Raw genomic sequence first — 22,984 nt, 5'->3', positions numbered from 1 at the left:
TGTGGAGTTGACCGGTGACCGTGGGTATGGTCCGCGTCCATGCAGCGAAGAGGTGTCCTGACCACCGTTTTGGCCGCGGCCGCGCTCGTGCTCGGCGTCTGCTCGGCCCCCGCCGCGCTCGGTGAACCCGAGGCGCTGGTCGAAGATCCGGCGTCGCTCGTCAACCCCCTGATCGGCACGACGAACCTCGGCAACACCTTCCCCGGCGCGGTTGCGCCGTTCGGCATGCTGGCGTGGAGCCCCGAGCTCACGCGGGGCAACGCGACGCGCGCGCCCGCGCCCGGCGGTTACCACTACGACGTCAACAGGGTGCGCGGGTTCAGCCTGACGCACATGTCGGGCACCGGCTGCGCGGGTGGTTCCGGCGACATCCCGTTCTTCCCGCACGTCGGCGCGGTGACGACCTCCCCCGCCGCCGACGGCACGGACGCGGTGTACTCCAGCACCTTCAAGCACGAGAACGAGGTCGCCAAGGCCGGGCACTACACCGTCGGCCTCGACTCGGGCGCCAAGGCGGAGCTGACCGCGACGCAGCGCTCCGGTTCCGGGCGGTTCACGTTCCCGGCCGACAAGCCCGGCACGATGCTGATCCGCACGGCCAACTCCGAGGTCGGCAGCACCGCGTCGGACGTGACCGTCGACGCGGCGACGCGCACCGTCACCGGCTCCGTGACCAGCGGCAACTTCTGCGGCTACATCAACCAGGTCGGCAGGCGGAGCTACTACACGCTGCACTTCGTGGCCCAGTTCGACCAGCCGTTCACGTCGGTCGGCACGTGGCAGGACGACGTCGTCACGCCCGGCTCGACCACGTCGACCGGCGCCACGACCTACGGCACGGCCGGGTGGCCGCTGGTGGGCAAGGGCTCTGGCGCCTACCTCGGGTTCGACACGGCCAAGAGCCCGACCACTAACGTCAAGGTCGGCATCTCCTACGTGAGCCTGGACAACGCCAAGGCGAACCTGAAGGCCGAGAACCCGCCGAAGCAGACGTTCGAGAAGACCCGCGACGGCGCGGTCAAGGCGTGGAACAAGCAGCTCAAGCGCATCCAGGTCGGCGGGGGCACGGCCGAGCAGCGGACCACGTTCTACACCGCGCTCTACCACTCCCTGCTGCACCCCAACGTCTTCAGCGACGTCAACGGCGAGTACTGGGGCATGGACGGCAAGCCGCACAAGGTCTCCCGGAAGCAGGACGTCCAGTACGGCACCTTCTCCGGCTGGGACGTCTACCGGTCGCAGGTCCAGCTCCTCACGCTGCTGGAACCGGACATCGGCTCGGACATCGCCCAGTCGCTGCTCAACCAGGCCGACCAGAACGGCGGCGTGTGGGACCGCTGGACGCACGCCTCCGGTGGCACGCACGTGATGAACGGCGACCCGTCCGCTCCCGCGCTCGCGGGCATCCACGCGTTCGGCGGCACCGACTTCGACGTGCGGTCCGCGCTGAACTCCCTGGTCAAGGCCGCGACCGTGCCGACGGCGCTGGACCTGAGCCGGGACGGCTGGGCGGTGATGTCGGTCGGCCAGCGCCCGTCGCTGGACAAGTACCTGGACAAGCACTACATGCCGTCGGTGTCGAACGCCTGGGGCGGCGCGGCCGAGACGCTGGAGATGTCCACCGCCGACTTCGCCCTGTCCGAGCTGGCGAAGGACGTGAAGGACCCGGCGACGGCGAAGGTGTTCGCCGAGCGCTCCCAGTGGTGGCAGAACAACTTCGACCCGGTCGCGCACAGCACCGGCGGGTACGTCCGCAACCGCAACGCCGACGGCACGTGGGTCCGCGACTTCGCGCCGGGCACGGAGAACGGGTTCGTCGAGGGCACGTCCGCGCAGTACACCTGGATGGTGCCGCACAACGTGGCCGGGCTGGTCGAGTCGATGGGCGGCCGCGACCGGTTCAACCAGCGCCTGGACACTTTCTTCCACCAGGCCGACGGGAGCTGGGCGCTGAGCAACGCGGGCCCGGACAAGGCGGCGCTGGACAACGAGCCGTCGATCAACTCGCCGTGGCTCTACTCCTACACGGGCCAGCCGCACAAGGCGCAGCAGACCATCCGCCAGGTGCTGAACACCATGTGGGGCGACAAGACCGGCGGCATCCCCGGCAACGACGACCTCGGCGCCATGTCGTCCTGGTACGTGTTCGCCGCGATGGGCATGTACCCGCAGGTGTCCTCGCGCGCCGAACTGGTGCTGGGCAGCCCGCTGTTCCCGAAGATCAAGGTCGACCGGGACGGCGGCCGGGACATCACCATCACCGCCCCGCGGGCCGCGGCCGACGCGCCGTACGTGCAGTCCCTCAAGGTGAACGGCAAGTCGTCCACCAAGCCGTGGCTGCCGGAGTCGTTCGTGCAGAAGGGCGGCAAGCTCGACTACGTCCTCGGCACGACCGCGAACACCTCGTGGGGCTCGAACCCGGCCGACGCGCCGCCGTCGTTCCGCGACGGCGAGCAGCCGATCGACCACTCGCAGCCGTTCTACCTGACCGTGTCGCCGACCAGCCCGACGCTGGCGCCCGGCGGGTCGATCGAGGCGGCCGTGCAGGCGAAGCGGCTCTACGACGGCGATCCGGCCGTCACCTACGCGATCACCGGTGACAGCGCGCTGGTCTTCACGCCCGCCACCGGGACGGTGCCGATCACCGAGACCGGTGCGAAGTTCACCATCTCCACCGAAGCCGGGACGCCGCAGGGCTTCTACTCGGCGACGGCCACGGTGACCGTCGCCGGGGCGGCGCCCGTGGTGTTGCCGCTGACGGTGAAGGTGGCCCCGCCGGGCAGCATGCTGGCGGCGGTCAACAACATCGGCGTGTCCGACGACAAGGGTTCCGAGGAGGCCGACTTCGACGGCGGCGGGTACAGCTACTCGCGGCAGGCGCTCGCCGCGGCCGGGCTCACCTCCGGCGGCACGGGCACCGTGGACGGCCTGGCGTACACCTGGCCGAACTCGCCGGAAGACCGCGCCGACAACGTGATCGCCGCAGGTCAGAGCATCGACGTGAGCGGAACGAAGCTGTCGTTCCTCGGTGCGGCGGCAGGCGGTGCCCGCACGGCGGCGGGCACGGTGACGTTCACCGACGGCACGAGCGCGCCGATCGACCTCGGGTTCAGCGACTGGACCCTCGGCGGCGGCTCGCAGAACCCGGCCTACGGGAACGTGGTCGTCGCCAAGACGCCGTACCGCAACCAGATCGGCGGTGGCAGCGAGCAGGTGGTGACGAACATCTTCGCCACCAAGACGTACACGGCGCCCGACGGCAAGGTGATCAAGAGCGTCAAGCTGCCCACGAACGGCGGCCTGCACGTGTTCGCCATCGCCTCCGCGTAGGCGCGACCGGCCGGTGGGGGCGGGGAAGTCCGCCTCCACCGGCGGTTTGGCGGCCGTGGTGTTCGGGGCAGCCCACCGGTAAACCGAGTGGAGGCCGCCATCGTGTTCGACGGAGTGCTGTTCGACTTCTCGGGGACCCTGTTCGACGACAGGTCCGTGCTGGACCCGGCCCGCGAGGCCGTCGGCGACGACACCATCACGCGGGTCCTGTCCGTCGTGGACTCCCCGGAGGGGATCGAGGCCCGGCGCGGCTGCGACGTGTCCCACGAGCGGCACCGGGCCGTGTGGACGGCCCTGATCGCCGAGGCCGGGCCGTACAGCAAGGAGGTCGTCGGGGCGATCTACAGCGCGCTCACCGACCCGGCCGCCTGGAAGCCGTACCCCGACACCGCGCGGGTGGTCACCGCGCTGCACGAGCGCGGCACGAGGATCGGCGTGCTCAGCAACATCGGCTGGGACATCCGGCCCGCGCTCGCCGACGCGGGCGTGCTGGACGTGCTGGACACCGTGGTGCTGTCGTGCGAGCACGGCGTGGAGAAGCCTGACCCGACCCTGTTCACGCTGGCCTGCGACAAGCTCGGGCTGGCACCTGGCTCGGTGCTGTACGTCGGCGACGACCCGGTCAAGGACGGCGCGGCGGTGAAGGTCGGGATGCCGGTCTACCTGCTGCCCACCGAGCGCTCCGCGGCCGACGACCGCGGTCTGGACGCGGTCCTGCGCCTCGCCTAGGGTCGCTCCCCATGTCGGACCAGGCCCTGACCACGTGGCTCCTCGATTCGGACCCCGCCCTGCGCTGGCAGGTCGAGCGCGACCTCGTGGGCGAACCGCCCGAGGTCTGGGAGGCGACGCGGGCGAAGGTCGCGACCGAGGGGTTCGGCGCGCGGCTCCTCGCGCTCCAGGACCCGGACGGCCAGTGGGCGGGCGGCGCGTTCTTCCCCGCGGGCCACGACTTCCAAGGTGGCGGGGGCCAGCCGTGGTCCGCGACGACGTGGACGCTCAACTCGCTGCGGGAGTGGGGCCTGGACCCCGCCGTGCTGCGCGAGCGGCGCACCGCCGAACTGCTCGCCGAGAACAGCCGGTGGGAGTACGACGACCTGCCGTACTGGGGCGGCGAGGTCGACTGCTGCATCAACGCCTGGACGCTCGCGAACGGCGTGTGGCTCGGCGCGGACGTGGCGGGGATCGCCGACTGGTTCGTCGAGCACCGGCTGCCGGACGGCGGCTGGAACTGCGAGTGGGTCGAGGGCTCGACGCGGTCGTCGATCCACTCGACGCTCAACTCCCTCAAGGGCCTGCTCGCGCACGAGGTCGCGACCGGCGGCACGGACGCGACGCGGGAGGCCCGGCGGTCCGGTGAGGAGTACCTGCTGCGGCGCGGGCTCTTCCGCCGCCTCACGACGGGCGAACCCGTGGCGGAGCGGGTCAGCCGGTTCACCTACCCGATGCGCTGGTTCTGCGACGTGCTCAACGCGTCCGACTACTTCCGCCAAGCCGCTTCGGTCGACGGCACGGCACCGGACCCGCGGCTGGCCGAGGCGATCGACCTGGTCCGCGCGGCCAGGCAGCCGGACGGCACCTGGCTCCAGTCCGGCCGCGACCCCGGCCTGGTGTGGTTCGAGGTCGACGTGCCCGCGGGCGAACCGTCGAAGTGGCTCACCCTGTACGGGACGCGCGTGCTCGCCTGGTGGGACGCCTAGCTCTGCGGGCTCAGCCCCGCCACGGCCAGCCCGAACAACCGGTTCGCCTGGCCGGGGGCGTCGGGGTGGTGCTCCGTGGCCAGGACGATGCCGACGACCAGCGTGATCAGGTCCGAGACGGTGACGCCCGCCGCGACCACGCCGTCCCGCTCGGCCCGGCGCACCAGGGCACCGGCCGAGTCCTCCAGCTTCGCCGCGCAGGAGTTCTGGTGCAGCGGGTCGGCCATGTCGCCGTCGTAGGCCAGTGCCGCCGCCAGCCCTCGTGCGGCGACGCAGTAGTCGACGAGGTCACCCAGCCACTCCAGCAGCGCGGCCCGGCTGTCGCCCTGGTCGGTCAGCTCCTGGGCCCGGACGACCAGCGCCTCGATCCGTTCCCGCGACACCGCCTCCAGCAGGGCGCGGCGGGTCGGGAAGTGCCTGCGCACGGTGGCCGAGCCGACCCCGGCCGTGCGGGCGATCTGCTCCAGGGAGGCGTTCGCGCCCTGGGCGGCGACCTCCTCCTCGGCCACGGCGAGGATCCGCGAGTAGTTGCGCCGCGCGTCGGCGCGCTGGTGCTCGGGCATGGCGTCCTCTCCGTGCCGACCAAGTGACGGGGTCCGCCACATCGTACCCGGCCGTTCGCCCTGCTCCCCGGCCTACGGGCGCACCAGGACCTTGCCCAGCACACGCTCGGCGGTCAGCCTGCGCAGCTCCTCCGGGAGGTCGGCCAGCGCCACCTCACCCGTCACCAGCGGCTCCACGGCGAGGCCGCCCGACAACGCCGACAGGGCACGCGGGAAGTCCGCCGGACCGGTGCCGTAGCTGCCGCCCACGACGACCGGCTTCCCGCGCCAACCCGCCATCCAGGCGGACTCCCGGCGCCGCACGGTGTCCAGGTCGCAGTCCAGGTCCGGCAGGCGGTCACCGGCCGCGGTGCCGCCGTAGAGCATCACTACCCCGCCCGGCCGGACCAGGTCCAGCGCGTCGCGGAGCAGGTCCGGGAAGACGAAGCTGGTCGCGACCACCACGACGTCCTGGCTGTCCGGTGGCACGTCACGGCCGACCGCCGCGGGCAGCACCCCGCGCTCGGCCAGGAAGTCCAGCCGGTCGCGGCCCCGGTTGCGCAGGGCGACCTCCGCCCCGGCGAGGTCCGCGAGTCCGGCGATCAGCACCCCGGCCATGCCCGCACCCAGCACCGTGACGGCGCGCGGCAGCGCGCCCGCGTGCCGTTCGGCCATCGCCACGCAGTGCGCGGCGCACGCGGCGGGCTCGGCGAACACCAGCGTCCGGGCGTCGATCCCCTCCGGGGCGAGCGGCAGGGCGCGGACCAGGTCCTCCTCGGTGCCGGACAGCCAGAGTTCGCGGGCGAACCCGCTGCCCCGGCGGACCGGCACGTTCGGGTCGAGGCAGACGCGCGTGCCTACGGGCAGGACGCCGTCCTCGACCACGCCGACCAGCTCGTGGCCGAACTGGCTCGGCCCGCCGCGCACGCCGGTGATCTCCTTGAGGTCCGACCGGCACACGCCCATCAGCTCGGTGCGCACCAGCACACCGGGCATCCCATTGCGCGCCAACGGCTCGCGGGTCAGGCGGGGACCGTCGGCGGTCAGCGCGACGGCGAGCTGGTCCACACGGACTCCAGTGCTTCGGCGAACCGGTCGGCGATCAGGTGCGCGTCGGCGATCGTCAGCACCAGCGGTGGCCGCAGCTCGATCACGTTGCCGAGGCCGTGCTCCGACACCCGCGTGATCACCCCGAGGTCGGCCAGCGCCTTGCTCAACGCCGTCGCCAGTCGCGGGGACTTCGACCCGTCGGGTTCGGCCAGTTCGACACCGAGCATCAGCCCGACCCCGCGGACGTCGTCGAGGAAGTCGAAGCGCTCCTTCAACGCCGTGAGCCGGTCGAGGATGATCCCGCCGGTGGCGCGGACGTTGGCCAGGAACTCGGGCTGCTTCACGATGTCCAGCGTCACGACGGCCGCGGCGGCGGACAGCGTGTGGCTGCCGTAGGTGAAGCCGTGCAGGTTGCGCGGCATCCCCACCAGCTCCTCCTCGGTGATGATCGCCGCGAGCGGCAGGCCGCTGCCGGTGAGGCCCTTCGACACGGTGATCATGTTCGGGGCCACGCCGAAGTGGTCGGCGGCGAACAGCGAGCCCGTCCGGCCGAGGCCCGTCTGGTTCTCGTCGAAGATCAGCACGATCTCCCGCTCGGTGCAGAACTCCTTGAGCCGCTGGAGGTAGCCGGGTGGCGGGACGACGTTGCCGCCGACACCGCTGATCGGCTCGATGATCATCGCGGCGACGCTGCCGGTGGACGCGTAGGTGATGAAGTCGTCGATCCGGTCGACGCACAGCTTCCCGCAGCTCTCCGGGTCCTGGGCGTAGAAGCAGCGGTGGCAGTACGGGTCCGGCACGTGCAGCGCGCCAGGCATGTGCTGCTGGAACGGGGCTCGGATGCGCGCCGAGCCGTTCCACCCGGCGGCGGCGACGGTCTGCCCGACGTGACCGCGGAACGGGACGATCACATCCCTCCTGCCGGTGTGCCACTGGGCGATCTTGATCGCGCCCTCGTTCGCCGTCGACCCGCCGGAGCTGCGCAGGTTGACCCTGGTGAGGTTGTCCGGCGTCAGCTCGACGAGCTGCCGCATGACCCGGTTCGTCGGGTCGGTCTGGAACGACGAGCTGGCGAACACCAGGTCGTCGACCTGGCCCTTGATCGCCGCGACGACGGCCGGGTGGTTGTGGCCCAGCACCAGGTTGAACGTGCCGGACACGCAGTCCAGGTACTCGCGGCCGTCGGAGTCCCACATCCGCACGCCCTCGCCGCGCACCAGCCGCACGTCGCCCAGCTCGTAGTAGGCGTCGTCCTTCGGGTTCACCCCCGTGACGGGGTGCATCAGCGCAGTCCGAGGCTGGCGAGCTGGGTGTCGACCCAGCGCTCCAACGTCCACGGTTCGGCCGCCTCACGGCGTTTCGACGCCGACGCGGCCCGCTCCTCCGGCGACGCGAGCAGCGCCGCCGCGATGGCCTCGGCCTGCTCGGACACGTCGAACGGGTTGACCGAGCGGCACACCTCCGACAGCACCTCGGCCGCGCCGAGCATCTCCGACATGATCACGTCGGCGTCGCGCCGGTTGACCAGCGGCGCCTCGAACACGCTGAGGTTCTGCCCGTCCACGGTCGAGTTGAACACGAGCAGGTCGGCGCGCTCGAAGCAGCCGAAGCTGTGGTTGACCTCGTTGTCGCAGTGGGTGCGCACGGTGTCCGCCCCCAGTTCGGCGTTGGCGGCGGCCACCTCCTCCTCGACCCGCCGGACGTAGTCGGAGTTCGCCTCGACGTAGAGCCGGTTGGGGTTCATCCGCACCAGCATCCGCGTGCCTTCGAGGGCCGGGTTCTCCTTGACGGCCTGGACGAACGCCCGCACCGCGCGCCAGCCGTTCTTGATCGGGTCCGTCCGTCCCGAGTGGACGACCAGCCGGTGGTCGCCCGCCCACTCCTCGATGCCGTCGGGCAGGGTGGACCGCCTGCGGTGCAGCGTCTCCGGGCTGTAGCCGAGCACCTGCGTGCTCACCCGGCAGGTCCGGCCGCGCCACGTGACGGTGCTCGCCGCGCGGTCGACCACGGCGTCCGGGAACAGGTCTTCCACGCAGGCCAGGAAGTTGCGCGACCAGCGGTCGGCGAAGAAGCCGATCACGTCGGAGGCGAGCATGCCCTCGATGATGCCGGTGCGCATCGGCTTGGGCAGGATGCGCCAGTAGTCCGCCGACGGCCACGGGATGTGCACGAAGTGCAGGATCGGCGCGTCCGGCCGCTGTTCCCTGATCCGGGCGGGCACGCGGACGAGCTGGTAGTCGTGCACCAGGTACACCGGGTCGGCCACGTCGGCGGAGCGCGCCAGCAGTTCACGGGCGTAGTCCTCGGTGAACTCGTCGAACGCCCGCCACGCCGCGCGCGTCTCCTCGCCGAAGGTCGGCGTCGTCCACCTGTCCCAGCCGTAGTTGTTGCCCGCCCACATGAGTTCGGCCGTCAGGAAGTCCTGCACGACCCGGAACGTCTCGCGGTTGTGCCGCAACGGGTGCACGGTGATCTCGCGGCCCGACGGGAGTTCGGTGACCAGGCCGTCGGGGTTCTGCTCGGACGCCAGGTGGTCGTCGTCGGTGTCGGCGCTGACGATCCACGACACGTCGAGGTAACCCGCCTGCTCGGCGACGACGTTGCCGGTGCCGCCGGGAGCCAGCCACGCCTTGAGCAGTCCGGTCTCGGGGTCGGGCGCGTACGTGACGACGGCCCGCTTGCTGGCCAGGAACAGGTGCTTGCTCATCGGTCCTCCACGACGTCGTTCTCGGTCAGGGCGACCGCTCCCGCATCCACCCCCATCGGCGCGAGAGCGCTCAGCTCGGGAAGGTCGTGCGCTCTGGTGCTGTGCAGGCAGGCGTTGACGGGACGGCTCGCGTAGTGGCCCTCGGCGCGCGGTTGGGAGCGCACCAGCGCGGGATCGGCGCCCACGGCCGACGCGATCCGCCGCGCCCACGCGTACCGGGTCAGCCGCTCCGGGCCGCCCAGGTGCAGCAGCCCGGTGCGCCCGGCGAGCAGCAGCGCGACGGTCCACGCGGCCACGTCGTCGACCAGCACCGGGGTGTTCCAGTGGTCATCCGGCACGTCCACGCCGCTGCCGTCGCGCAGCGACCGGACGCACGTGGTGAAGAAGTTCGGCCGGATGCCGTCGGGTTCCCAGCCGTAGACCAGGCTCACCCGCAGCGCCAGCGCGGAGCCGGTGTCGAGCAGCGTCCGCTCGGCCACCAACTTCGCCCTGCCGTAGGCGTTCGCGGGCGACACCTCGTCGGTCTCGGCGCTGCTGGGGCGGGTGCCGTCGAAGACGTTGTCGGTGGAGATCAGCAGCACCGGGCGGCCGTCCGCGGCGGCCGCGATGTTCGCCGCTCCCCCGGCGTGCGCGGCGGCGGTGTCGACGGGGTTCCGCTCGCACCAGGTGATGTCCGACGGGCCGTGCACGACGACCAGCGCGTCAGTGCCCGCCACGACCTCGCGGCAGGCCGCGGGATCGCGCACGTCCAGTTCCCGCCACGGCAGGCCGGACGACGTGGTCGTGCCGGGCGGGTGCCGGGACGCCACCACGGGTTCCACGTCGAGCGCCCGCAGCCGGGCGCCGACCGCCGCGCCGAGGAACCCGCTGCCGACGACCAGCGCCCTCACCCGGCGACGCCCTGCGGCTTCGGGACGCGCAGCAGCGCCGTCGCCACGGCCACCACCACGCCACCCGCCGCGATCACGGCGAACGCGGTGGACAGGCCCCAGCCCGCCGCCATCAGGCCGACGACCGGCGGACTGCCGAGAAAGCCCAGGTAGGAGATCGTGGTGACGGTGGTGATCGCGGCGGGCCTGCCCTCGTCGTCGGCAGATTTGCCCGCCATGCCCAGCAACGTCGGCACCGCGGGCGCCAGGCCGACGCCCGCCAGCGCGAAGCCGGCCAGCGCGAACGCGGCGGGCAGCCCGACGGGTTCGGTGACCACCGCCAGCACCAGGCCGACCGCGCCGAGGACGCTGCCGAACACGACGACCGTGAGGCCGGAGAAGCGCTCGCCCTTCCACTGGGCGAGCATCCGCCCGCCTGCCAGGCCGATCATGTACGCGGCGGGAGCGGCGCTGCCGAGCAGCGGTCCCGCACCGAGGTTCTGCTCCAGGTGGATCGCGCCCCACTGCTCCACGGCGTTCTCCATGAACAGGACGATTGCCGCGACCAGGCCGAAAGAGACCAGCAGCGGCGTCATCACCCGAACGCGAGTGGCGGGGTCCGAAGTGGACGGTTGCGTTCGCCAGCCGGACCGGTCGACGGCCAGGTAGGCGCTCACCAGCACGAGCGCGGCGATGACCAACAGCACCTCGCGCGACGAGGCCCCGAACTGCCGCGCCAGGCCGACCGACGGCGCGGCGACGACCATCGCCAGCGGCGTGGCGGCGTGGACCTTGTTGAACAGCCGGGCACCGTCCCTCGCCTCGTGCGCGGCGGTGGTCGCGTTGAGGGCGACCTCGATGGCCCCGGACGTCGCGCCGACCAGGACGAGGGAGGCCGCGAACGCCACCGGCGAGTACGTCCAGCCGGGGAGCGCGCACGCCACGGCGAAGGCCAGAAGTACTAGCGGAAGTGCCCTTTCGCGCAATCGAGACACGAGTTTTCCGGTGACCACCATGGCGGGGAGGGCGCCGAACGGGATGCCGAACAGCGCGAGGCCGAACTCCGAGTCGGTGGCCCCGATCTGGTCCTTGACCTCGGGCAGGAGCCCGGCCCAGCCTCCCCAGAACAGTCCCCAACTCGTCGCGGCGAAGATCAACCCGCTGGTGTTCGGACGGGGTGGCGGCGGACTCACCAACACTGTCTCCCTTCACTGATTGGGTTACGTTGGGTTCAGCGCTTGTGAACCCAACGTAACGCCGACACGGACGAGCTGCCAACCAGTGCCTATCGGGTGATCCCCGAAAGGAGACAGATGGACAGTCGCGACTACTTGGTCACCGATCGAATCCCCTTGCCGGACGGGCCTTCCGTCGTGCAGGTCGAGGTGACCCGTGAAGACTCCTACCGGATCGACGTGGTTCCCGACGTCGACGCGGCGATCACCGCCCTGCTGGCCGAGCTCGACGGCCGAAGAGCCGTCGTGATCACCGACCACGTCGTCGCGGAGCTGCACTCCGGCCGGATCGTCGAGGCGCTGCGGGAGAACGACCAGTTGCTCGGCACCACGTCGGTGCCCAGCGGCGAGAAGAGCAAGACCGCCACCACGGCGTTCGAGCTGATGGACTGGTTGGCGCAGATGGGTTTCGCCCGACGCGACGTGGTGGTCGCACTGGGTGGTGGCGTCATAGCGGACACCGTCGGCTGGGTGGCAAGCGCTTACATGCGCGGCGTGCCGTACGTGAACATGCCGACCACGCTGCTGGGGCAGGTCGACGCGGGCATCGGCGGCAAGGTCGCCGTCGACCACAGCGAGGCGAAGAACCTGGTGGGCGCGTTCTACCAGCCGCGCGCGGTCATCTCCTGCCTGGAGTACCTGGGCACGCTGGACCGCAGGCAGGCCAGGGCGGGGCTCGCCGAGGTGGTCAAGAAGGCGGTGATCGCCTCGCCCGCGCTGTTCGAGCACATCGAGCGGAACGTGGACGACCTGGTCGAGTGCCGGTCGCCCGCGGTGGACGTGCTGGTGCACGCGGCCAGCGCGATCAAGACCGAACTGGTCGGCAGGGACCCGTACGAGGTGGACCTGCGCCGACCGCTGAACTTCGGCCACACCGTCGGCCACGCCGTGGAGACCGTGACGGACTACGGCCCGGTGCTGCACGGCGAGGCCGTCGCGTTCGGCATGGCGGTCGCGGTCGACGTGGCCAGGTCCCGCGGGGTCGTGGACCCGGCGACGGCCGACCGGGTGGTGGCGCTGATCAGGAGGTTGGGGCTGCCCGTCTCGCTGGCGGACCTCGGTGTCGAGGTCGACGTGGACGACGTCCTCGGGGCGTTGGCGAAGATCCGCCAGATCCGCGACGGCAGCCTGCGGTTCGTGCTGCCGGTGGAACTGGGCACCACGGCCATCGTGGAGGACGTCACCTCCGCCGAGGTGCGGGAGGCGCTGACGAGGGAGAGATCGTGAGTCCACGGTGGACCATCGATGCGGGCGGGACCGGGACAGCGGTGACCGGACCCGGTGGCAGGCGCAGGTACGGCTCGGTCAACCCCGCGTCCAGCCCGGACGCCGACTCCGTGCTGCGGTCGGTGTTCACCGACCTGGCCGCCTCGCTGGGCGGCGTGCCCGGCGAGGGCTGGATCGCCACGGCCACGATGGACCCCCGCGATCCGGGGTCGGAGCTGGAGCGCCTGCGCCGGACCGCCGAACGGGCGGGCCTGCGCGGGCGGGTCGTCGTGTCCAACGACGCCCTGCCGTGGCTGGTGGCCCCGCCGCTGGCCGGACGGGGTGTCGCGGTCGTGTGCGGCACCGGGTCCGGCTTCCTGGCGGGTGACGGCCGTTCCGCCGCGGTGCGGGTCGGGAGCTGCGAGTACCTCGGCAGCGACGAGGGCAGCGCGTACGACCTCGGCCTGTCCGGACTGCGCGCCGCCGTGCGCGCGCTGGACGGCCGGGGGCCGGACACGGTGCTGGCCAAGCACTTCGGCGTGGCGACCGCGCGGGACCTCGCGCGGCAGGCGTACCCGAAGTCGGGCGTGGCCGCGCTGGCACCGGTGGTGTGCCGGGCGTGGCTGGACGGCGACCTCGTGGCGCACGACCTGGTAACGGGGGCCATCGCCGAACTCGGCCTCGGTGTCCGGGCCGCGGCGGCCGCCGCAGGCCTGGAGGGTGAGTGGACCGTGGCGGCGGGGGGCGGGGTCTTCCTCGGCTGCCCCGAGTTCCTGGAGCTGTTCCGCGGCGAGGTGCTGGGCGAGGTCGTCGCCGTGACCAACCCCAACGCGACGATCGCGGCCGCGCTGGCGGAAGGGGTGCCCGACTGGGCGCTGAACGACTGCGCGTGGACGCTGACCCTGGCCGATCCGCCGCGCGGGGCCGCCCGGCCTGCCACGACCACCGGTCCGATCGCGCTCGGGCTGTGCCTCGCCGCCTGGGGTGGCGGGAGCCTGCCCGAGGCGGTGGACGCGGCTCGCGCGACCGGGGTGGACGCGGTCGACCTGCCGACCGACACCACGTCGGGCCTGGTGGACGCCGACCGCTGGGCGACCGACGCGGCCTACCGGTCCGAACTCCGCGACACCCTCGGCGGCCTGGCCGTGACGTGCGTGAGCAACAGCCGCGACACGCAGCTCCTGCTGGGGCCGCACGGTCCGCACACCGATCCCGTGCTGGCCGGGTCACCGGACGAGAAGCGGGCGCACGCGCTGCGGCACGCGGAGCACGCGATCCGGATCGCCGCCGACCTCGGCGCGCCGCGGGTGCGGCTGATGTTCGGCGTCCCCGACCTGTCGCGCTGGCTGTCCTGGTGGCACAGCGGGGTTTCCTGGGCCGACAACGTGGAGGCGTTCGCCGAGGCCGTCGCGCCGGTGCTGGACCTAGCCGCCGAGCACGGGGTGCGGGTGCTCGTCGAACCGCACCCGAAGCAGGTGGCCTACGACCCGGACAGCACGCGGGCGGTGCTGGACGCGGTCGACGTGGACGTGTGCCTGGACGTCGCGAACCTCGCCGCCGTCGGGTACGACCCGGTGCGGGTCGTGCGCGGCTGGGGCACCCGGCTCGGGGCCGCGCACGCCAAGGACCTCCAGCGCTGGACCGGGACCGACCGGCCACCCGGCGCGGGCTGGTCCCGCTACGGGCCCGGCCCGGCGATCCGGTTCCGCTCGCTGGGTGCAGGCGACCTGCCGTGGCCGGGCGTGGTCGCGGCGCTGCTGGACGAGGGCTTCCGCGGCGTGCTGTACGTCGAGCACGAGGACGCGCTGCTGCCCAGGGAGCAGAGCGTCGCGAACTCGGTGCGGCTGCTGCGCTCGCTGCTCCCGGAACGCGAACCGCAGGGGAGGACGTGGTGATGGACGACGTCAGGGCCGCTCTGCTGGCCGGCGGGCTCGGTGAGCGCATGGGCACGCTCACCGCCCGGACCTGCAAACCGCTCGTCCCCTACGCGGCGTCGTGCAGGCTGGTCGACTTCAGCGTCGACAACGCGCTGCGCTCCGGCATCCCCGAACTCGTGCTGATGTCGCTGCACCGCGAACGGGACCTGATCGACCACCTGCTGCGGAGCTGGGACGGCACCGCGCTGAAGGTCCACTTCGGACCGCACGACGACCTCGTGCGGGACCCGTCGTTCACCGGTCCCCTGCCGGAACGGGCGCCGGAGCTCGGCACGGCCGACGCGCTGATCTCCAACGCCGAGCACCTGTTCGCTCCCGGCGCCCGCGACCTGCTGGTGCAGCACGCGGACCACGTCTACTCCTACGACTACGGGCCGATGCTGCGCGCGCACCGCGAGAGCGGCGCGGACGTGACGATCGGCGTGCAGGCCATCGAACGCCGGTACGTGAAGCTGTTCGGCATGGTCGAGGTGAACGACGACCTGACCGTGCGGCGGCTGGTGGAGAAGCCGCCGGACCCCACGTCGGACCTGATCTTCACCGCGTTCTGCCTGTTCCGCGTCGACACCCTGGTGAAGGTGCTGGACGAGCTGTCCGCGCTGGGCGAGGACGGCTGGCAGCACGACATCAGCCGCGACGTGCTGCCCGCGATGATCGCCACCGGCCGCAAGGTGCTCGCCCACCCGATCACCGGCTACTGGGCCGACATCGGCACCGTCGAGCGCTACCACTCCGGCCAGCTCGGCCTGATCGACAGCCCGGAAGCGCTGCGGGCGCCCAACACCCTCGGTGGTCCGGCGCCCCGGCGGATCGACGGCAACCTCGTGGCGGGCGACCTGCCCGAGGGGGCGGACGTGCGGGGCAGCGTGCTGTTCCCCGGCTGCGTGGTCGAGCCGGGAGCGGTGGTGCACAGGTCGGTCGTGCTGCCGGGAGCCGTGGTGGCGCGGGGCGTCGAGGTGCTGGACACCGTCGTCGCGGCGGACGAGCACCTGACCACGTCCAGGAGCGGGATCGGCGAACTCGAACCCTAGGTCCGCTCGGCGTGGCAGAGGATCGCGACGGGGCCGCTGCCGATGCGCGTCAGCACGACGGTGGCCTCGGCCGAGCCCGCGAGCTTCAGCCTGCGCCGCACCGTGTTCGGGTCGACGTCGAGGCCGCGCACCAGGATCTCCAGCCGCCCGACGTCGTACTTGCGCAGCACCGCGCGGAGCGCTTTCTCCGTGTAGTGCCCGTGTTCGACGACCCGGAACGCCCGCACGCCCGGTGGCGGCTCGTCCCCGGTCAGGTAGGCGATCCGCTCGTCGAGCTGCCCGAGCCCGTGCCGCGCGGCGTAGTGCCGGACCAGCCCGGCCCGCACGACGGCGCCGTCCGGGTCGACGATCCACGCGCCGGGCGGCAGCACCGGGCAGTCGTCCGGCTCGGCGTCGGTGATCGTCCACTCCGGACTCCCCGAGCGCAGCACGGTCGCCCGCCGCGTCACGCCGGGCGTCGCCAGCCCCCGCGTCCACAGGCACGCCTCGCGCACGCCGCCGTCCAACGAGACCAGCTCGACCTCGTCCGCCCACGGCGCGACGGCGAAGTCGATGCCCGGCGCGCACTTCACCGCGAGGTCGACCCCCGCGTAGGTGGCGGCGAGTTCGTCCAGCGGTGGCAGGAAGTCCGACGGCTTCCACGTCCGCCGCCCGGCCGAGTCCCGGCGAGCCGGGTCGGCGGTCACGGCCGTGGCCCGCGACACGCGGGTCAGCGCGTCCGAGCGCACCAGCGGCTGGTCGGGCCCGCAGTTGTTCCTGGCCATCGCCAGCCGCACGGGGTCCAGGTCCGACCCGACGCACCGGTCGGCCACGCGCGCCAGCTCGACCAGGTCCGCGCCGACCGAGCACGTCACGTCGTGCACCACCCGGCCCGCGAACCGGGACGCGCGGTGCCGCCCGACCGGTGACGCCGTGGCCTGCTGGAGCGCGTCGTCGGTGAACAGCCAGCCGCCCGACCCCTCGACCTTGGCCTCGGCCTTCCGGCGCAGCAGCACCGTTTCCAGCACCGCCGCGAACCGCTCGCCCGCGATCCGGCGCGCGGCCGTCACGGCGGCCAGCCGGTCGGTCAGCGGCAGTGCCGCCACCTCGGCCGACGCGGCGCACCCGGCGTCGGAACGCAGGTACGCCACGTCGGCGAGGGAGAACGCGTAGCCCACCTAGAGCGGCTTGCGACCGGTGATCGAGACGTTGTAGAACACCTCGCGCGGCAGCACCTTCGCGAGCACGTTCTCGTCCAGCCACGACAGCCGCTGCCAGCTCCGGTAGGCGAACATCGCCCAGCCGAAGCCCAGCTTGCCCTTCGGCACGGCGGCCTCGAACGTGCGGACCGGCCAGCCGAACAGCGCGGCCGACAGCTCCTCCGTGACGGCCCTGACCTCACGGGCGCCCGCCGCGCGGGCCGTGCGCTCCAGGTCACCGGGGTCGAACGTGTGCAGGTCCACCACCGCTTCGAGCGCCGCGGCGCGGGAGGACTCGTCCAGCTCCTCCTGCGGGCGGCGCCACTCGGTGAGCACGGGCGCCTTGGTGACGTTCGTGGTCAGCCACCAGGTGAGCTGACCCAGCTTGCGGGCGTAGAAGTTGCCGATGTTCGTCGGGTCACCCGCGAACACGAAGCGCCCGCCGGGCTTGAGGACCCGCTGGACCTCCCGCATCGCCGCCTCGACGTCCGGGATGTGGTGCAGCACCGCGTGCCCGATGACGAGGTCGAACGAGTTGTCGTCGTACGGGATCCGCTCGGCGTCGGCCACGCGGCCGTCGACCGGCAGGCCGAGGTTGACCGCGTTGCGCAGCGCGACCTCGACCATGCCCGGCGACAGGTCCGTCACCGAACCCTTCTTGATCACCCCGCCCTGCATCAGGTTGAGCAGGAAGAAACCCGTGCCGCAGCCCAGTTCCAGCGCGTGCTCGTACGGGCCGACGCCACCCGAGACCGCGCGGAAGCGGTCCGTGGCGTAGGTGATGCAGCGCTCGTCGTAGGAGATGGACCACTTCTCGTCGTACGTGCCCGCCTCCCAGTCGTGGTAGAGCACGTTGGCGAGCTTGGGGTCCTTCCACGCCGCCTCCATCTGCTCGACGGTCGCGTGAGGTTGGGGTGCTGGGTCACTTGCCACTGAAGTTGGCCTTTCCGGGACCGTTCTCGATGAACGACTTCATGCCGACCGCGCGGTCCTCGGTGGCGAACAGCGCGGCGAACAGGTGGCTCTCCAGCTTCAGTCCGCTGGTGAGGTCGGTGTCCAGGCCGCCGTCGACGGCGGCCTTCGCGGCGGCGTAGGCGAGCACGGGGCCGTTGACGAACTGGCCCGCCCACCGCTGGGCCGCGGAGTACACGTCGTCCGGCGCGACGACCTCGTCCACCATGCCGATGGCGAGTGCTTCCTGCGCCGTGACGAACCGGCCGGTGTAGAGCAGGTCCTTGGCCCTGGACGGCCCGATCAACCGCGCGAGGCGCTGCGTGCCGCCACCGCCGGGGATGATGCCGAGCAGGATCTCCGGCTGGCCGAGCTTCGCGTTGTCGCCCGCGATCCGCCGGTCGCAGCCCAGCGCCACCTCGAAACCGCCGCCCAGCGCGTAGCCGGTGATGGCCGCGACGGTGGGCTTCGGGATGTCCGCGACCGAACCCAGCGCCGACGACAGCGACCACGCGCGGGTGGTGATCTCCGCGTGCGTCATGCCCGCGAACTCCTTGACGTCCGCGCCGGCGGCGAACACCTTCTCGCCGCCGTAGACGATCACCGAGTACACGTCCGCGCGCTCGGTCGCCTCCCGCGAGGCCGCCTGGATCTCCTCCTGGACCTGCCTGTTCAGCGCGTTCATCGGTGGACGGGCCAACCGGATCGTGCCGATACCGCCGTCGACTTCCAGCGTGACGAACTCAGCCACAGGTCCTCCTCGACCAGGTCTCCAGCACACTGCCGTACAGCAGGTTACCGCCCGGTAGTCACCGGCTCGTCTTCACTCCGAGTCCGCCGTTCACGGGCGCGTCCTCGGCGCCCTCCCGGTCCGGCCGCCAGCGGGGCACCCGCGTGACACCCGGTTCAAGCAGCTCGAACCCCCCGAAGAACCCGGTCAACCGCCGCCAGTCGCGCGCCACGGGCACCAGGTGCCCCTGCGAGAACACGTCGATCGCCTCGCTGACGCCCGCGGCCGTCGTGTCTCCTGCCGGGTGGCTCAGCCCGAGCAGGCTGCCGACCGCCAGCGCGTCCCGGTACGTCGCCAGCGCGCCTTCCGGGTCCCGCTCGTCCGGCACGAAGTGCAGCGACAGCAGCGCCAGCACGGCGATCGGCTCGTCGAAGTCCAGCAGCCCCCGCACCGCGCTGTGCCGCAGCACCGCGGGCGCGTCCAGCATGTCCGCGTGGATCAGCGCCGTGTTCGGCGTGTCCGCGAGGATGAGCTGGCCGTGCGCGTGCACCACCGGGTCGATGTCCACGTACGCGACCTTGCAGCGGGGGTCGACGGCCTGCGCGACCTCGTGCACGTTGCCGACACCGGGGATGCCCGACCCGAGGTCGAGGAACTGCCGGACGCCCGCCTGCACGCACACCCGCACCACCCGGTGCATGAACGCGCGGTTCGACAGCGCCACCTGCCGGATGATCGGCATGGCGGCCACCGCCTGCTTGGCCAGCTCGCGGTCGACGGCGAAGTTGTGCGCGCCCCCGAGCAGGTAGTCGTAGACCCGCGCGTCGTTCGGCTTGGTCAGGTCGACGATCGGCGGCAGCTCTACCTCGCGGTCGACCACCGGTCACACCACCTTGCGGCGCGCGAAGTACCGGTCACCCGACCGCTGGAGCTCCAGCGGCTGCGCGAACGTCGCCGACAGGTTCTCCTCGGTCAGCACGTCGTCCAGCAGCCCCTGCGCGACGACGCCGCCCTCGCGCAGCAGCAGCACGTGCGTGAAGCCCGGCGGGATCTCCTCCACGTGGTGCGTGACCAGCACCATCGCGGGCGCGTCCGGGTCCATCGCCAGCTCGGACAGCCGCGCCACCAGGTCCTCGCGGCCACCCAGGTCGAGCCCGGCGGCCGGTTCGTCCAGCAGCAGCATCTCGGGGTCGGTCATCAGCGCCCTGGCGATCAGGGTCCGCTTCCGCTCGCCCTCCGACAGCGTGCCGTAGGTGCGGTCGGACAGGTGCTCGATGCCGAGCGTGCCCAGCAGTTCCTTGGCGCGGGTCGTGTCCGTGACGTCGTACTCCTCGCGCCACCGGCCGAGCACCGCGTAGCCCGCGCTGACCACGACGTCGACGACCTTCTCGTCCGCCGGGACCCGCCCGTTGAGCGCCGCGGAGCACAGGCCGATCCGCGGCTTCAGCTCGCGCACGTCGGTCTTGCCGATCCGCTCGCCCAGCAGGTGCAGCTTGCCCTTGGTCGGGTGCAGCTCCGCGCTGGCCAGGCGCAACAGGGTCGTCTTGCCCGCGCCGTTCGGCCCGAGCACCACCCAGCGCTCGTCCAGCTCTACGCTCCAGTCGACGTCTCCCACCAGCGTGTTCTTGCCACGCCGCACGGCGACCCCGGCCATGTGGACGACCAGATCGGTCACGTCGACATCCGAACTCTGCACAGTGCCCTGCCTCGCCCCGTGGTCGGTCACGAGGCCATTGTTTCCGACCGCCCCTGGGCAGGGGTGCGGCGGGGTGGCTGCGCACGTCAGCCGACAGGGGTGAACCTGCCCGACCGAGGCCGGAGTCGGGCTCACTCGCACGCCGATTGTCGGTCCGGCCTGTCAGGATCTAGGTATGGCAGCCGACTCACCCGTGCTCGCGGGCCGACCGTTCCCCCTGGGCGCCCACCCCGAAGCGGGGGGTGTCCGGTTCGCCGTGTCCGCACCGTCCGCCGACGCCGTCGAGGTGTGCCTGATCAGCGACGACGGGACGGAGAACAGGATCGAGCTGACCGAGCGGACGTTCGGCGTCTGGCACGGCCTGGTGGCGGGCGTGACCCCCGGCCAGCGCTACGGCTACCGCGTCCACGGCCCGTACGACCCGTCGCGCGGCCTGCGCGGCAACCCGGCCAAGCTGCTGCTCGACCCGTACGCGAAGCGGATCTCCGGCCTGCTCACCGACCTGGACGCCGCGCTCGGCTACGTCGACGACCCGATGACGGGCAGGCCGTCGGTCGTCGACTCGCTCGGGCACGTGCCGCTCTCGGTGGTCACGTCCCCCGGCGGCCCGGACACCGGCACGAAGCCCGAGGTGCCGTTCGAGGAAGCCGTCATCTACGAGCTGCACGTCCGCGGCTTCACCCGCCAGCACCCGGACGTGCCGGAGCACCTGCGCGGCACCTACCTCGGCCTGGCCCACCCGGCCGTCGTCGAGCACCTCGTGCGCCTGGGCGTGACGACGGTCGAACTGCTGCCCGTGCACGCGTTCATCGACGAGCCCGCCCTGATGCGCGAGGGCAGGCACAACTACTGGGGCTACTCGCCGCTCGGCTACTTCGCCCCCCACCCCGCCTACGCCAGCGAGCAGGGCCACGAGGTGGAGGAGTTCAGGACGATGGTCGCCGCCCTGCACGCGGCGGGCATCGAGGTGCTGATCGACGTCGTCTTCAACCACACGTGCGAGGGCGGCCCGGACGGCCCGACCCTGTCGTTCCGCGGCCTCGACGCTCCCGGCTACTACCTGCACGTCGCGGGCGGCGGCACCCTGGACATCACCGGCTGCGGCAACACCCTGGAGGCCGGGTCCCCCCAGGTCGTGCGCCTGGTGACGGACTCGCTCCGCTACTGGGCGACCGAACTTGGCGTGGACGGCTTCCGCTTCGACCTGGCCAGCACGCTCGGCAGGCCCGGCGGCGGCTACTTCAACCGCAACTCGGCGCTGCTGACGGCCATCACCACCGACCCGGTCCTGTCCCGCTGCAAGCTCATCGCCGAACCGTGGGACGCCACCGGCGACGGCTACCGCGTCGGCGACTTCGGCGTCCAGTGGGCCGAGTGGAACGGCCGCTACCGCGACACCGTCCGCGACTTCTGGCGCAGCGCCACCGGCGTCCGCGACCTCGCGTACCGCCTCTCCGGCTCGTCCGACCTGTACGCCGACGACCTGCGCCGCCCGTGGCAGTCGATCAACTTCATCACCGCCCACGACGGGTTCACGCTGCGGGACCTGGTGTCGTACAACGGGAAGCACAACCTGGCGAACGGCGAGGACAACCGCGACGGCACGAACGACAACCGCTCGTGGAACTGCGGCGTCGAAGGCGAAACCGACGCACCGGGCATCCTCACCCTGCGAGCCAGGCAGGCCAGGAACCTGTTCGCGACCCTGCTGCTGTCCACGGGGACACCGATGCTCGTGGCGGGCGACGAGCTGTGGCGCACGCAGGGCGGGAACAACAACGCCTACTGCATCGACAACGAGACGTCCTGGGTGGACTGGAAACTGTCGGACGACGCCTCGTCGATGCTGGCCTTCGCCCGTCGAGTGATCACCCTGCGAGCCGGGAGCCCGGCGTTGAGGCAGCCGGAGTTCTTCGAAGGGCGGACCACGGCGTCCGGGGAACCGGACCTGGTGTGGCTGCGGCCCGACGGGGAGGAGATGGCGGAGACGGACTGGTTCGACGAGGGTCGGCGGACGCTCGGGATGTGGATCGACGGGTCGAACTCGCTGTCCCGGTCAAGGGAGGGGGAGTTGGTTTCGGACGATTCCTGGTTGTTGTTGTTGCACGCCGGGGCGGATTCTATTGAGGTGGTGCTGCCGCCTGCGGAGTACGGGGCGGAGTTCGAGCCTATGTTGGATACGACGACGGAGGATGGGGCTCCGGCAACGCCGGGGTTGGTGCAGGCGGGGTCGAGGGTGACTTTGGCGGGACATTCCTTGCTTTTGCTGCGGGCGCCTAGTTAGGGGGCTGGGGGGCTCTTGGTTGGGGCGGCTCTTGGTTGGCGGCCTTGGTTGGGCAGCTTTGGTTGCAGGGCTTTGGTTGGGGAGCCTTGGTTAGGGGCTTTTGGCTGGGACGGCTTTGGGTTGGTGGCTTTTGGTTGAGGGCTTTGGTTGGAGGGCTTTGGTTGGAGGGCTTTGGTGGAGGGTGGGGTTGGTGGAGGGTGGGGTTGGTGGAGGGTTGTGGGCTTGGTTTGGTGAGCCCGCTTCCGGCTGGTGCGGCCTGACCCGCAACTGCCCGACCCGCCCTGACCAGCCCACCTCCGGCTGACGCGCAAGCGTGACCCACGATTTCTGCCCTGACCCGCCCATTTCTACTGGCGCGCAGCCTGGCCCACAACTGCCCGACCTGCCCTGACCAGCCCATTTCTTACTGGCGTGTAGATCTGGCCCACGACGTTGCCGCAGTCGGGTGCTTTGTCTTTGAGCTCAGCCCCTCCCCCTGCCCCCGATCCGAAGCGCCCTCATGGCTGGCCGTGCCGTGTCAAGGCATCTTTCCCGCCTTGAC

Annotated in this window: 18 protein-coding genes; 7 read left to right on the top strand and 11 right to left on the bottom strand. The window is 71.8% G+C overall.

Annotated features, from left to right (window positions below; all coding sequences use genetic code 11):
* Positions 1-39 precede the first annotated feature (39 nt).
* The 3 genes from NZH93_RS24885 (at position 40) to NZH93_RS24875 (ending at position 5,027) form a co-directional block, all read left to right on the top strand.
* Positions 40-3,330 carry a GH92 family glycosyl hydrolase gene (locus NZH93_RS24885; protein WP_259625599.1) on the top strand — a complete coding sequence of 1,097 codons (3,291 nt, stop codon included), beginning with the start codon at positions 40-42 and terminating at the stop codon, positions 3,328-3,330.
* Positions 3,331-3,432: 102 nt separating this feature from the next.
* Positions 3,433-4,059 carry an HAD family hydrolase gene (locus tag NZH93_RS24880; protein WP_259625598.1) on the top strand — a complete coding sequence of 209 codons (627 nt, stop codon included), beginning with the start codon at positions 3,433-3,435 and terminating at the stop codon, positions 4,057-4,059.
* 11 nt (positions 4,060-4,070) lie between these two features.
* Positions 4,071-5,027, top strand: a complete 957-nt coding sequence (locus tag NZH93_RS24875; protein ID WP_259625597.1) for a prenyltransferase/squalene oxidase repeat-containing protein — start codon at positions 4,071-4,073, stop codon at positions 5,025-5,027.
* Here NZH93_RS24875 and NZH93_RS24870 read toward each other — a convergent pair.
* The 6 genes from NZH93_RS24870 to NZH93_RS50795 form a co-directional block, all read right to left on the bottom strand.
* The gene (locus tag NZH93_RS24870; RefSeq protein WP_259625596.1) at positions 5,024-5,590 is read right to left on the bottom strand and encodes a TetR/AcrR family transcriptional regulator; all 567 of its coding nucleotides are present in this window, start codon (positions 5,588-5,590) and stop codon (positions 5,024-5,026) included. The two genes, NZH93_RS24875 and NZH93_RS24870, sit on opposite strands and share 4 nt — an antisense overlap.
* A gap of 72 nt (positions 5,591-5,662) precedes the next feature.
* A complete protein-coding gene (locus NZH93_RS24865; protein ID WP_259625595.1) occupies positions 5,663-6,637 on the bottom strand; it encodes an alcohol dehydrogenase catalytic domain-containing protein in 975 nt (324 codons plus the stop codon).
* On the bottom strand, positions 6,613-7,902 hold the full coding sequence (locus NZH93_RS24860) for an aspartate aminotransferase family protein (RefSeq protein ID WP_259625594.1): 1,290 nt from the start codon (positions 7,900-7,902) through the stop codon (positions 6,613-6,615). Before NZH93_RS24860 ends, NZH93_RS24865 begins: the two co-directional genes overlap by 25 nt.
* Positions 7,902-9,326 carry a trehalose-6-phosphate synthase gene (locus NZH93_RS24855; protein WP_259625593.1) on the bottom strand — a complete coding sequence of 475 codons (1,425 nt, stop codon included), beginning with the start codon at positions 9,324-9,326 and terminating at the stop codon, positions 7,902-7,904. Before NZH93_RS24855 ends, NZH93_RS24860 begins: the two co-directional genes overlap by 1 nt.
* Complete coding sequence (locus tag NZH93_RS24850) at positions 9,323-10,216, bottom strand: SDR family oxidoreductase (protein WP_259625592.1); 894 nt, start codon at positions 10,214-10,216, stop codon at positions 9,323-9,325. The genes NZH93_RS24855 and NZH93_RS24850 overlap by 4 nt, the downstream gene beginning before the upstream one ends.
* Positions 10,213-11,388: an MFS transporter gene (locus tag NZH93_RS50795; protein ID WP_259625591.1), complete on the bottom strand. Its 1,176-nt coding sequence runs from the start codon at positions 11,386-11,388 to the stop codon at positions 10,213-10,215. The genes NZH93_RS24850 and NZH93_RS50795 overlap by 4 nt, the downstream gene beginning before the upstream one ends.
* 120 nt (positions 11,389-11,508) lie before the next feature.
* On the opposite strand from NZH93_RS50795, the gene aroB reads away from it, so the two are divergent.
* Genes aroB through NZH93_RS24830 form a run of 3 tightly spaced genes read left to right on the top strand, consistent with a single transcriptional unit; the run spans position 11,509 to position 15,604 of the window.
* A complete protein-coding gene (gene aroB, locus NZH93_RS24840) occupies positions 11,509-12,657 on the top strand; it encodes a 3-dehydroquinate synthase (protein WP_259625590.1) in 1,149 nt (382 codons plus the stop codon).
* Positions 12,654-14,531, top strand: a complete 1,878-nt coding sequence (locus NZH93_RS24835; RefSeq protein WP_259625589.1) for a TIM barrel protein — start codon at positions 12,654-12,656, stop codon at positions 14,529-14,531. The genes aroB and NZH93_RS24835 overlap by 4 nt, the downstream gene beginning before the upstream one ends.
* Positions 14,531-15,604 (top strand): sugar phosphate nucleotidyltransferase, encoded by a 1,074-nt coding sequence (locus NZH93_RS24830; protein ID WP_259625588.1) that lies wholly within the window; start codon positions 14,531-14,533, stop codon positions 15,602-15,604. Before NZH93_RS24835 ends, NZH93_RS24830 begins: the two co-directional genes overlap by 1 nt.
* Here NZH93_RS24830 and NZH93_RS24825 read toward each other — a convergent pair.
* Genes NZH93_RS24825 through NZH93_RS24805 form a run of 5 tightly spaced genes read right to left on the bottom strand, consistent with a single transcriptional unit; the run spans position 15,601 to position 20,117 of the window.
* Positions 15,601-16,761 (bottom strand): THUMP-like domain-containing protein, encoded by a 1,161-nt coding sequence (locus tag NZH93_RS24825; protein ID WP_259625587.1) that lies wholly within the window; start codon positions 16,759-16,761, stop codon positions 15,601-15,603. The two genes, NZH93_RS24830 and NZH93_RS24825, sit on opposite strands and share 4 nt — an antisense overlap.
* Positions 16,762-17,670: a class I SAM-dependent methyltransferase gene (locus tag NZH93_RS24820; RefSeq protein ID WP_259625586.1), complete on the bottom strand. Its 909-nt coding sequence runs from the start codon at positions 17,668-17,670 to the stop codon at positions 16,762-16,764.
* 34 nt (positions 17,671-17,704) lie between these two features.
* Complete coding sequence (locus NZH93_RS24815) at positions 17,705-18,484, bottom strand: enoyl-CoA hydratase/isomerase family protein (RefSeq protein WP_259625585.1); 780 nt, start codon at positions 18,482-18,484, stop codon at positions 17,705-17,707.
* 58 nt (positions 18,485-18,542) lie between these two features.
* Positions 18,543-19,343 (bottom strand): SAM-dependent methyltransferase, encoded by an 801-nt coding sequence (locus tag NZH93_RS24810; RefSeq protein WP_259625584.1) that lies wholly within the window; start codon positions 19,341-19,343, stop codon positions 18,543-18,545.
* Between the two features lie 3 nt (positions 19,344-19,346).
* Positions 19,347-20,117, bottom strand: coding sequence for an ABC transporter ATP-binding protein (locus NZH93_RS24805; RefSeq protein WP_259625733.1), 771 nt, complete (start codon positions 20,115-20,117; stop codon positions 19,347-19,349).
* Between the two features lie 217 nt (positions 20,118-20,334).
* Here NZH93_RS24805 and glgX point away from each other — a divergent pair, with 217 nt between their 5' ends.
* Entirely contained in the window at positions 20,335-22,443 is a 2,109-nt protein-coding gene (glgX, locus tag NZH93_RS24800) for a glycogen debranching protein GlgX (protein WP_259625583.1), read from the top strand.
* Positions 22,444-22,984 lie beyond the last annotated feature (541 nt).

Origin of the sequence: Umezawaea endophytica (assembly GCF_025061645.1) — a bacterium.
GTDB classification, from domain to species: domain Bacteria; phylum Actinomycetota; class Actinomycetes; order Mycobacteriales; family Pseudonocardiaceae; genus Umezawaea; species Umezawaea endophytica.
This window is presented reverse-complemented; position numbering and strand designations above follow the sequence as displayed.